Raw genomic sequence first — 10,320 nt, forward strand, 5'->3', positions numbered from 1 at the left:
CGGGGATAAGTTCGAACATGTTCAGGAGAATATTGCAGAGTCCAACGAATCGATCGGAAGTTTTAATGCCAATATGGATCATAACGCACAGATGATGCGGGAAACATTTGCCAGTACGGAACACACCGCTGAGCGGATATTTATGAGCTTGGCAAAATTGGATCATATTATTTGGAAAGTCAATACCTATCTCTCCGCCATTACCCATAAAGAGCAGTTTGCTTTCGTTGACCATCATAATTGCCGTTTGGGCAAATGGTATTACGAAGGGGAAGGGGCCGATTTCTTCAAGAAAACTGCGAGCTACCCTGCGCTTGAAACGCCGCATTCGATTGTGCATAACTCGACCCACAAAATTTTTGATATGCTTAAAACCGAAGGTGTCGGTTCGGACCATTTTGTGAAAGTTTTTGAAGAGATGGAGCATGCCAGTGACGGCGTATTCTCTACTCTAGACCGCATGCTTCAAGAAAAACACTAGGATTGCTTCGATAAGTAGCACTGAGAGTTCCGTAAGGGGGGTATAAACCCTTGTATCTTCCCCATTAAATTGTTCCGTTTCGATACGAAACGGGAATAATCCCCCTTGAATGTTACGAAATTTAACATTTATCTCCAAAACCCAATAGTTAGATGTTTCCAATCGTGACAGACCACTCTAAATATCGGAGTGATAAGGGTTTGTTTAATTCTCTTTTTGTTATAGTGCAACAACTGTTTTTATAAAAACCGTATATCGTGACGGAAGATTACTCCGTAACGGGATATGCCATCAACCACAATAAAGGTCGGAACTATGGAGCATTACCACGTAGCAAATCCTTATTTTGGGGTATTTGTACTGTTCGTGTTGACGTTTGGTGCATTTTACGCCACAACTGTTATTGCACGTTTAGCCAGCCGCGCGCTTGCGGCCAAAGATACTGAAAAATTGAAATTGACGGTTTACGAATGCGGACCGGAAGTGACAAAGCAGCCAAACCGCATCTCGACGCAGTTTTATCTGTTTGCATTGTTGTTTTTGCTGTTTGATGTCGAGATTGTTTTCATGTTTCCGTGGGCAATCGATTTTAAACTCTTAGGCTGGTTCGGATTCGTTGAGATGATGATGTTCATCTTATTGCTGGCAATCGGTTTCGTTTACGCGTGGAAGAAAGGGGCTCTCGAATGGCACAACATCAAGTAAATTATCTAAAAGACGGCGGACTTCCCGTCGCATTGACGACAATCGACAAAGTGGTCAACTGGGGTCGATCGAACTCTATTTGGGCATTGACGTACGGCTTGGCGTGCTGCGGTATCGAAATGATGGCTTCCGGAGCATCACGATACGACTTTGACCGTTTCGGTACGATTTTCCGTGCCTCTCCTCGTCAGGCTGAACTTATGGTTGTCGCGGGAACGTTAACAAAAAAACATGCCGAGTTTATTCGCCGTTTGTACGACCAGATGACGGAACCTAAATGGGTTATCTCTATGGGATCATGTGCCAATACGGGGGGTATGTTCAATACCTATGCAACGGTTCAAGGGGTAGACCGCGTTATTCCGGTCGATCTGTATCTTCCGGGATGTGCTCCGCGCCCTGAGACATTGCAATATGCGGTGTTGTTGCTACAACAAAAAATTCGACGTGAGAGCGCATCCCGCGCTCAAAAACCAAAAAGGTTGATGTAATGAGAGCTTACACCCCTAAAGACGACGTACAGAAAAAACCCTACTACACCGACCGTTACTGGGTTGCCCCTCAGGTAGCCAAAAGCGATGTGAGTGAAGATGCCGTATTTGCAGCAGATTTTGAGGCAATCAAGGCAAAATTTGACGTATTGGATGCTTATATCCAAGTGGGTCAAATGGTAATTGTTATCAATGCGGCGGATAATTTTGGTGTTATTGAACTGATGAAAAATGAGCTTGCCTACAATCAGCTCTCTGAACTCAGTGCAATTGATTGGTTGGCGCAAGAGGGGAAATTTGAGATTTTTTATCAAATGCTCAGTATGTCCAAACGTAAACGTGTCCGTGTCAAGTGCAAGATATCTGAGAAAGAATCGATCCAAAGTGTCGAGAAACTTTTCCGTTCCGCCGACTGGTCCGAGCGCGAAATGTACGATATGTTCGGTGTGGTCGTGAACAATCACCCGTTTATGAAGCGTATCTTGATGCCGGACGATTGGGAAGGGTTCCCTCTTCGCAAAACCTACCCTCTTCAGGGGGATGAGTTTGCCCAATGGTACGAAGTCGATAAACTTTTCGGCAAAGAGGCACGTGAAATTATAGGCCCTGAAATCCGTGACAGCGCGCGGGTTGATCGATACGACACCGAACGTTTTGCCCGTTTGGGACACGAAGTACCACGCGGCGCTGATATCAGTCAAGGTGAACCGGATACGCCATTGTGTTACCAAGAGAATGAAGGTGTCTTTATGATCGAAAAATTTGACGCAGAGAAGAGTGTAGTGATCTCTGATCGCGACCGTTAAGGATCACATATGCAACAAGCCAATAGACTTAGACCTTTTTTCGAAAATATTACGTTTGATCGTGCCGATAATGAACTGATTTTGAACTTCGGTCCCCAGCACCCCTCGGCACACGGACAATTGCGTTTAATGCTACATTTGCAACAAGAGCAAATTACGAAAGCTTATCCGGATATCGGATACCTTCACCGCGGTATGGAAAAAATGGCGGAGAATATGATCTACAATGAGTTCATGCCGACGACCGACCGTATGGACTATATTGCTTCAAGCTCTAACAACTACGGATTTGCATTGGCGGTTGAAAAACTCATCGGTCTCGAAGTCCCTCGTCGTGCAAAAGTGATCCGTATGATGTTGCTTGAGACGAATCGTTTGATGTCACACCTTTTCTGGTTGGCGACAACGGCGCTCGATATCGGTGCGATGACGGTATTTTTGTTCGCATTCCGCGAACGTGAATATTTGATGGACTTGATCGAAGATTACTGCGGTGCCCGTTTGACCCATGCAGCAGTCCGTATCGGCGGCGTGCCCCTTGATTTGCCGGATAACTTTATTGCAGATTTGCGTAAATTCCTCGATAAATTGCCGGAGAATATCAAAGATTATGAAGACCTCCTCGATACCAACCGTATCTGGTTGATGCGTATGGAGAATGTCGGGGTTATTTCTAAAGAGATGGCTCAGAGTTGGGGATGTTCCGGAGTAATGCTCCGTGCGTCAGGTGTTGAGTGGGATATCCGTAAAGAAGAGCCGTATGAGCTGTACGATGAAGTGGATTTCAATGTTCCCGTCTCCGACAAAGGGGACAACTATGCCCGATACAAACTCTATATGGCAGAAATGCGCGAATCGGCAAAAATCCTCTATCAAGTCCTTGATATGTATGAGGGGACAGGGCCGGAATTGATGGCGCATGCGCCGCAATATATCTCGGCACCGAAAATCGACATCATGACCCAGAACTATTCGTTGATGCAGCACTTTGTTCTCGTAACCCAAGGAATGCGTCCTCCGGTCGGTGAAGTGTATGTTGCGACCGAATCACCTAAGGGAGAGCTTGGCTATTACATCAATAGCCAAGGGGGAGCTTATCCGTACCGTTTAAAACTCCGTGCGCCGTCGTTCTGGCACACCGGAATTTTGAGCGACTTACTGCCGGGTCACTACATTCCGGACGTTGTATCGATCATCGGGACGACCAATATCGTCTTCGGTGAAGTAGACCGCTAAAAGGAGCATGCAGTGAAACGTTATGATTTACGTCATTTAAAAGAGAATTTTGCAGGCCGCATGTCCGCTATTATCAAAGAAGAAGCGGTGAGCGGTGAAGTATTGATTTTTTTGTTTGAGATCGGTGATTTTACCCCCGTACAACAATCGGCTGATTTGGTTAAAGAGCTTGGGTGCGAACTCATGAACTCGTTGAAATTCAACGAAGCTGACTGGACCATTGTGGTCAAGAAATAAGGAAACGTAGTGAGTAAAGTCTATTTCTCCACGTGGCGGGGTGAGCAGATCAACAACATCGGCAAAGCTGACGATGCTTGGGAAAATTCTGCTTATAACCTTCCGTTGGAATACAATGAACACGCCCATTCCAAAGCGTTTATCGGTTGGGACGGAGTGGCGCTTTTTAATCCTGATGTAGACGTGGTTCGTCTGGCAACAGAATATGCGGCGCAGTATCAGGTCTATTCCGAAGCGTGCGGACGCTGTGCACCGGGACGATGGGGCGGACGTATTTTGTACGATTTGCTCGATAAAATCGCTCGCGGTGAAGGTGCCGTTTCTGATATGGAGCACCTGCGCGAGGTCTCTAAAACGATGCAGGAGACCTCTAAATGTGAGATTGGTAAAACCGTTCCTACTCCATTGCTTGATCTTATGACTCACTTTGAATCAGAATTCATGGCATGTATCGAGAACCAAAAACCTTCCAAGCATTATCATTTGGAAGATACCAGCTATATCGCGAAAATTACCGCGCCGTGTATGGATGCGTGTCCGGCGCATGTCGATATTCCGGCGTATATCGAGGGTGTACGCGATTTGCGCTTTGATGATTCTCTGATGGCAACCCGTCAAACCATGCCGTTGGCACATACGTGCGGACGTGTCTGTCCTCATCCGTGTGAGACGGAGTGTCGCCGCACCAACTTGGACGAGCCGATTTCGATCATGGAACTTAAACGTCTGGGTGCGGACTATGAGACCGATCACGGATTCGGTTTTTTCCATCCGAGCGAGAAAAAAGCTTCGATCGGCAAAAAAGTGGCGGTTATCGGAGCGGGTCCTGCGGGGCTTACAGGTGCATATTATCTTGCATTGGACGGAATCGATGTTGATGTATACGAAGAGCTTCCGGTGCTCGGCGGAGAGGTAGCGGTCGGAGTACCGGAATACCGTATGCCGATTGACAAGTACAATCAGGATATCGAAGCGGTACGCGATCTAGGGGTGAATTTCATCACGAATACCAAAGTGACCGCCGATATGATGCGTCAGTTCGAGAACGAATATGATGCGACTTTGGTTGCTACCGGAACCCGTATTTCAAAAAAAGTCTATTGTGACAATGAGCGTCCTGAAATTCAGGGATATTGGGGAGCGATCGACTTTTTGGATAAGGTCAATCTCCAAGTCAAATACGATATTATGGTTCCCGAAGCCGATCAAAAACGTCATATGCTGCCGGCAGATTTCGTCGATTTAACCGGTAAAATGCTCGTCTGTGTCGGAGGGGGATTCACCTCGATGGACGTTGTCCGCTGTGCGATCCGTGCAAACGCTAAAAAAGTGGTTATGCTCTATCGTCGAGATGAAGCGACGATCATTAAAAACACGACGTACGAAGAGTATCACGAAGCGGTCGAAGAGGGTGTTGAATTTATCTTCCACTCTGCCGTTGCAGCAATGAAAGATGAAAATGACGTTCTTAAATCATTGATCGTAGACCGTTTTGAACTGGTTCCCGATCCGAACGGCGGGCGTCCGACATTGGAAAAAGTTGAAGGGGCAAGTTTTGAGATGGAGTGCGATTATCTTATCCCTGCCGTTTCACAAAGTGCCGATTTGAAGCTTATTCCCGAAGAGTGGGAGATCGAGCGTACCTCATGGGCAACGATCAAAACAAACGGGAAAGATTACATGACCTCGCGCAAGGGGATTTTTGCGGCGGGGGACTGCGAATACGGTCCGATGACCATCGTAAATGCCGTCGGTCAGGCAAAACGTGCGGCATCGGTTATCTCTCGCTATGTTATGAACGGTGAGGTCACTTTGAATAACGATGAGATTATGGAAGATCACTTGCGTAAACTCAGAGTTTATGACAAAAAAGAGAAAATCCGAGGATGGCTGCCGGGCTTGCCGCGTCAGCATAGCGAAGTGCTTACTCCGGATGAACGTAAAGACAATAACCGTGAAGTTAAATACGGCTTTACCCAAGAAGAGGCACTCGCGGAAGCAGAACGCTGTATGCGTTGTTATTACATCGCGATGGTAGCACATTAAGGAGGGATGGATGATCAATTTTACGATTAACGGCCAGCCCGTCATGGCAAACAAAGGGGAGACAATCCTTCAAGCAGCACGTAAAGCGGGGTTTTATATCCCAACGATGTGTTATTTGGAGAAAACGACTCCGTGTGCTTCATGTCGTTTATGTGTGGTAGAAACAGACCAAACTGACGGGTTGATTCTCAGCTGCCAAACCCCTCCGACGGAAGGACTTTCCGTGAGCATTGATTCGGATCGTCTCAAAGTGGAGAGAACCAATATTATGCGTCTTTACGATGTCAATCATCCATTGGAATGCGGTGTATGTGACAAATCCGGGGCGTGTGACCTTCAGAATAAAACGTTGGAATTCGGGGTTACGGCACAACATTTCACGGCTCGCGATCAGAACCGGAAAATTGAACATTGGGGATTGATCAATTATGATCCCTCATTGTGTATTTTATGCGAAAAATGTGTCCATGTTTGTAATGAGATTATCGGGGATGATGCAATCGAATTGCAATTCGGCGGATACAAATCGTCCGTCATTCCGAAAAACAGCGATAAACTCGACTGTACATTCTGCGGCGAATGCATCGCGGTGTGTCCGGTCGGTGCATTGGTGAGTTCTAACTTTCAATACAGTGCCAACGCATGGGAACTCAGTCAAATTCCCGCAACGTGCGTCCACTGTTCGTCGGGGTGCTCACTCATGTATGAAGTGCGACACACTTCAAATTCAGTTGGCGCAAAAGAGAAAATCTACCGTGTCACAAATGATTTTGAACATACGACGCTCTGCGGTGCGGGGCGATTCGGATTTGATTTTGCGGTTGAGGGAACCAAAGACGAAGCGGAATTTGCAAAAGCGGTTAACGCAATCAAAAATGCGGATGCAATACGTTTTAGCTCGTTGATTACGAACGAAGAGGCGATGATTCTTCAACGTCTCAAAGAGAAGTCGGGTCTGAAACTCTATAACGAAGAGGCGCGCGCGTATCAGAATTTTATGGCTTCATACAGCTCTATCAGCGGAAAAACGGGCTTTGGCGGAAGTCTCGATGCGATTACTCAAAGTGACGGCATTATTGTATTGGGCGGGCGTATTTCCAGTGATAATCCGATGGTTCGTTACGCGATAACAACTGCGGCACGCCATAGAGGTGCGAAAGTTGTTTACATGCATCCGTTGGAAGATGAGCTTCTTCAAAATGTTGTGACTCAGTTTGTGAAATACGAAGTGGGAACCGAAGAGGGAGTGATTGCAATGTTGGCAAAGACACTTCTTGAAAGTTCCGATGTATCCGATGAAAACCGTAACTTTTTTGAAGAACTTGATGAGGGATATTTGTGCGCCGAGAGCAATGTCGGTGATGAAGAGTATGCACGAATCGCCAAAACATTCGCGCGAGCCAAACGTAAAACATTGGTTATCGGAAGTGACGTCTTAACCCATAAACGTGCAGATAACATCGCACGTTTGTGTGCAATGGTAGAAACCTACACCGAGTTTTCCGTCGTCGTCATTGCTCCGAGTATCAATACAATCGGCGTCTCATTGATTTGTGATTTGGATGTTGATAACGAGAGCGGAAGTGTTGTCGGTTACAACGCGGCTGGAAACTATGTGATGGGATCGATGGGCGAGGTAATGTTGAAGCTTCCGGCGCTTAATTCGCAGGAAGGGACATTCGTCACGATCAACCATCAGGTATTGCCGACGAATGTTGCGATAGCTTACGAGGGCTATACCCTTAATGACATTGCGAATGCTTTTGGACTAACGGCTCAAAACACGGTTGATTATACGGCACAGCTTCCACGCGCAAAAGGATTCAACGGATCATCATTTGATGACTTGGGGAATTTTTACGGTGCGTTGGGTGAAGACAACCGAGGATATGTCCTCGAAAACTGCGATGTAGAAGCGAATGGAAAGGTTGAAGAGATTGATGACCTGCCGGAGTTTAACGGTACGGTTGTATACCGCTGTAATCCGGTCAATCAGTTCAACGGATACACGGCACATACAGAACAGCTTGAAAAAGAGGCAATATTGCGCGGTTCGGCACAATTTGCCGCTGCTGCAAAAATCGGTGATGGTGATAAAATTCGTCTTGAATTTCCTCAAGGCACACAAGAGCGGATTTTTAAAATTGATTCAGCCTTAAAAGGGACAATCGCTTTGGTTCCGGCATACGATGTCGGATTCGGCGGATTGAATGAACAATACCGTTTTGAAAAGGTGAAAATTATGAGGATGGGGAGCGAATCATGAATGATATCACGATTACCATAGACGGCCGCACTGTCCAGACGCAAGAGGGTGAATACATCCTCAATGCGGCGCGGGCAAACGGAATTTTTATTCCGGCGATCTGCTATTTGACACGATGTTCGCCGACACTGGCATGTCGTATCTGTCTGGTCGAAGCCGATGGAAAACAAGTCTATGCATGTAATGCAAAAGCCAAAGAGGGGATGGATATTACGACCACCACTCCGAATATTTTGGAAGAACGCAGAGCCATAATGGAGGTTTACGATGTGAACCATCCGTTGGAATGCGGCGTATGTGACCAGTCGGGTGAATGCGAACTTCAGAATTACACATTGGAAGTCGGCGTAGATTCGCAAAATTATTCAATCAAAGATACCCACAAACCTGCGCAAAACTGGGGACTCATCCACTACGATCCGGCATTGTGTATTATGTGCGAGCGTTGTATTACCGTGTGTAAAGATATGATCGGCGATGCGGCGCTCTCTACGGTTGCTCGCGGCAGTGATGCGATACACGGCGAATACAAAGCCATGATGCCTAAAGATGCCTATGCGATGTGGAACAAACTCAACAAATCGTTGATTGCTCCAAACGGCGGTGATACACTCGATTGTACCAACTGCGGTGAATGTACGTCGGTATGTCCGGTCGGTGCATTGGTGAGCAGTGATTACCAGTACACCTCAAATGCATGGGAGCACAAACAAATCCCTGCCACGTGTGCACACTGCTCGGCGGGATGTCAACTCAGCTACGATATCAAGCACACCAGTATCACTGATCCTGAGGCTAAAATCTATCGGGTCAAGAACGAATGGAACTATGTATCTCTCTGCGGTGCGGGACGCTACGGATATGATTTTGAAAATCGCGGTGTGAGCAAAGATAAAGCCGCATTTGATAAAGCGATCGAAGCGTTCAAAAAAGCCGATACGATAGCCTTTACCTCGACGATCACGAATGAAGAGGCCTTGATTCTTCAACGTCTCAAAGAGAAATACGGTTACCGTTTAGTGAATAACGAAGCGTTAGCATTGAAAAACTTTTTGAACAGTTATAGCGAAGTGAGCGGAAAATCGCTTTACGGCGGTGATTTGAAACACGTTCATGAAGCCGATTTTGTCGTCTCTATCGGGAGTGCACTTAAAACCGATAATCCGAATGCCCGTTTTGCGATGAACAATGCATTGTCGATGAACAAAGGGGCGGGATTGTATTTCCATCCGATCAGCGATCCGGTTATCGCGGATATGTCCAAAAACGTGACGCAGTTCAATCATGCACCGATGATGGAGGAGGCGGCCCTTTATTTGATGCTCGATTTATTTGGAGACAAAGCAGCCATGCCATCAACGGTTACGGAATACTTGGCAACATTCCATTCGATCAAAACGGTAACAATCGAAGAGAGTGTTGATGAAAAAGTGACCGAAACGGTGACCAAAAAAGTGCTCAACGAAGAGACGGGTGTTGAAGAAGAGGTGAGCGAAGAGGTCACCAAAACGATCAAGAAAAAAGTTTCCAAAGAGGTCGAAGTCGATGACAATGCCCTTTTTGCCCTTTTGAATGCTCCGGAAAAATTCGCTGAAACTTTAGAAAAATATTTGGCGAAAAAAGAGAAATTCGCACTTATGGTCGGACCGGATCTTTATACCCATCCGAACGCGGCAAACTGCGCCCGCCTTGTCGCATTGATCGAAAAATATACCCCATTCAGCGTTACGATGATCCCGAACCTTGCAAACACATTGGGTGTAGCGTTGATCTGTGATCTGGATTCAGCACACGGAAGTTATACCATCGGCTATAACACACGCGGTGATTTCACCCTTAGCGCATTAGGGAACGGCGATTTGGATATACCGGCTCTTAATCAGCAGGAAGGGACGTTGACCAGCATAGACAAACGGGTCAATCCGACCAATGCGGCACTTGGCTATGAGGGGTATGTATTGAACGACCTTGCCAAAGGATTAGGATTAAATTCCAAGTTTACCGTTGATTACACGGCACAGCTTCCAGTAAAAAATGGCTTCAAAGCACTCT

9 protein-coding genes are annotated in these 10,320 nt (G+C 46.5%); all 9 read left to right on the forward strand.

Translation table 11 applies throughout. The features are described from left to right. On the forward strand, positions 1 to 481 hold a 481-nt coding region (locus Q0C19_RS08360; RefSeq protein WP_295055045.1), incomplete at its 5' end, for a CZB domain-containing protein. A gap of 315 nt (positions 482 to 796) precedes the next feature. Then, positions 797 to 1,186 (forward strand): NAD(P)H-quinone oxidoreductase subunit 3, encoded by a 390-nt coding sequence (locus Q0C19_RS08365; RefSeq protein ID WP_295055046.1) that lies wholly within the window; start codon positions 797 to 799, stop codon positions 1,184 to 1,186. After that, entirely contained in the window at positions 1,168 to 1,677 is a 510-nt protein-coding gene (locus Q0C19_RS08370) for an NADH-quinone oxidoreductase subunit B family protein (protein WP_015652669.1), read from the forward strand. The genes Q0C19_RS08365 and Q0C19_RS08370 overlap by 19 nt, the downstream gene beginning before the upstream one ends. Then, complete coding sequence (locus tag Q0C19_RS08375; protein ID WP_295055048.1) at positions 1,677 to 2,483, forward strand: NADH-quinone oxidoreductase subunit C; 807 nt, start codon at positions 1,677 to 1,679, stop codon at positions 2,481 to 2,483. Before Q0C19_RS08370 ends, Q0C19_RS08375 begins: the two co-directional genes overlap by 1 nt. Before the next feature lie 9 nt (positions 2,484 to 2,492). After that, the gene (gene nuoD / locus Q0C19_RS08380) at positions 2,493 to 3,719 is read left to right on the forward strand and encodes an NADH dehydrogenase (quinone) subunit D (RefSeq protein WP_295055051.1); all 1,227 of its coding nucleotides are present in this window, start codon (positions 2,493 to 2,495) and stop codon (positions 3,717 to 3,719) included. A gap of 12 nt (positions 3,720 to 3,731) precedes the next feature. Beyond that, positions 3,732 to 3,956: an NADH-ubiquinone oxidoreductase subunit E family protein gene (locus Q0C19_RS08385; protein WP_295055052.1), complete on the forward strand. Its 225-nt coding sequence runs from the start codon at positions 3,732 to 3,734 to the stop codon at positions 3,954 to 3,956. 9 nt (positions 3,957 to 3,965) lie between these two features. Then, a complete protein-coding gene (locus tag Q0C19_RS08390; protein ID WP_295055054.1) occupies positions 3,966 to 6,002 on the forward strand; it encodes an FAD-dependent oxidoreductase in 2,037 nt (678 codons plus the stop codon). A 10-nt stretch (positions 6,003 to 6,012) separates the two neighbouring features. Next, positions 6,013 to 8,268: a 2Fe-2S iron-sulfur cluster-binding protein gene (locus Q0C19_RS08395; RefSeq protein WP_295055056.1), complete on the forward strand. Its 2,256-nt coding sequence runs from the start codon at positions 6,013 to 6,015 to the stop codon at positions 8,266 to 8,268. After that, a partial coding sequence (locus tag Q0C19_RS08400; RefSeq protein ID WP_295055058.1) for an NADH-quinone oxidoreductase subunit G occupies positions 8,265 to 10,320 on the forward strand: 2,056 nt, incomplete at its 3' end. The genes Q0C19_RS08395 and Q0C19_RS08400, both read left to right, overlap by 4 nt.

The sequence above is a fragment of the Sulfuricurvum sp. genome, assembly GCF_023250475.1.
Classification (GTDB): Bacteria; Campylobacterota; Campylobacteria; order Campylobacterales; family Sulfurimonadaceae; genus Sulfuricurvum.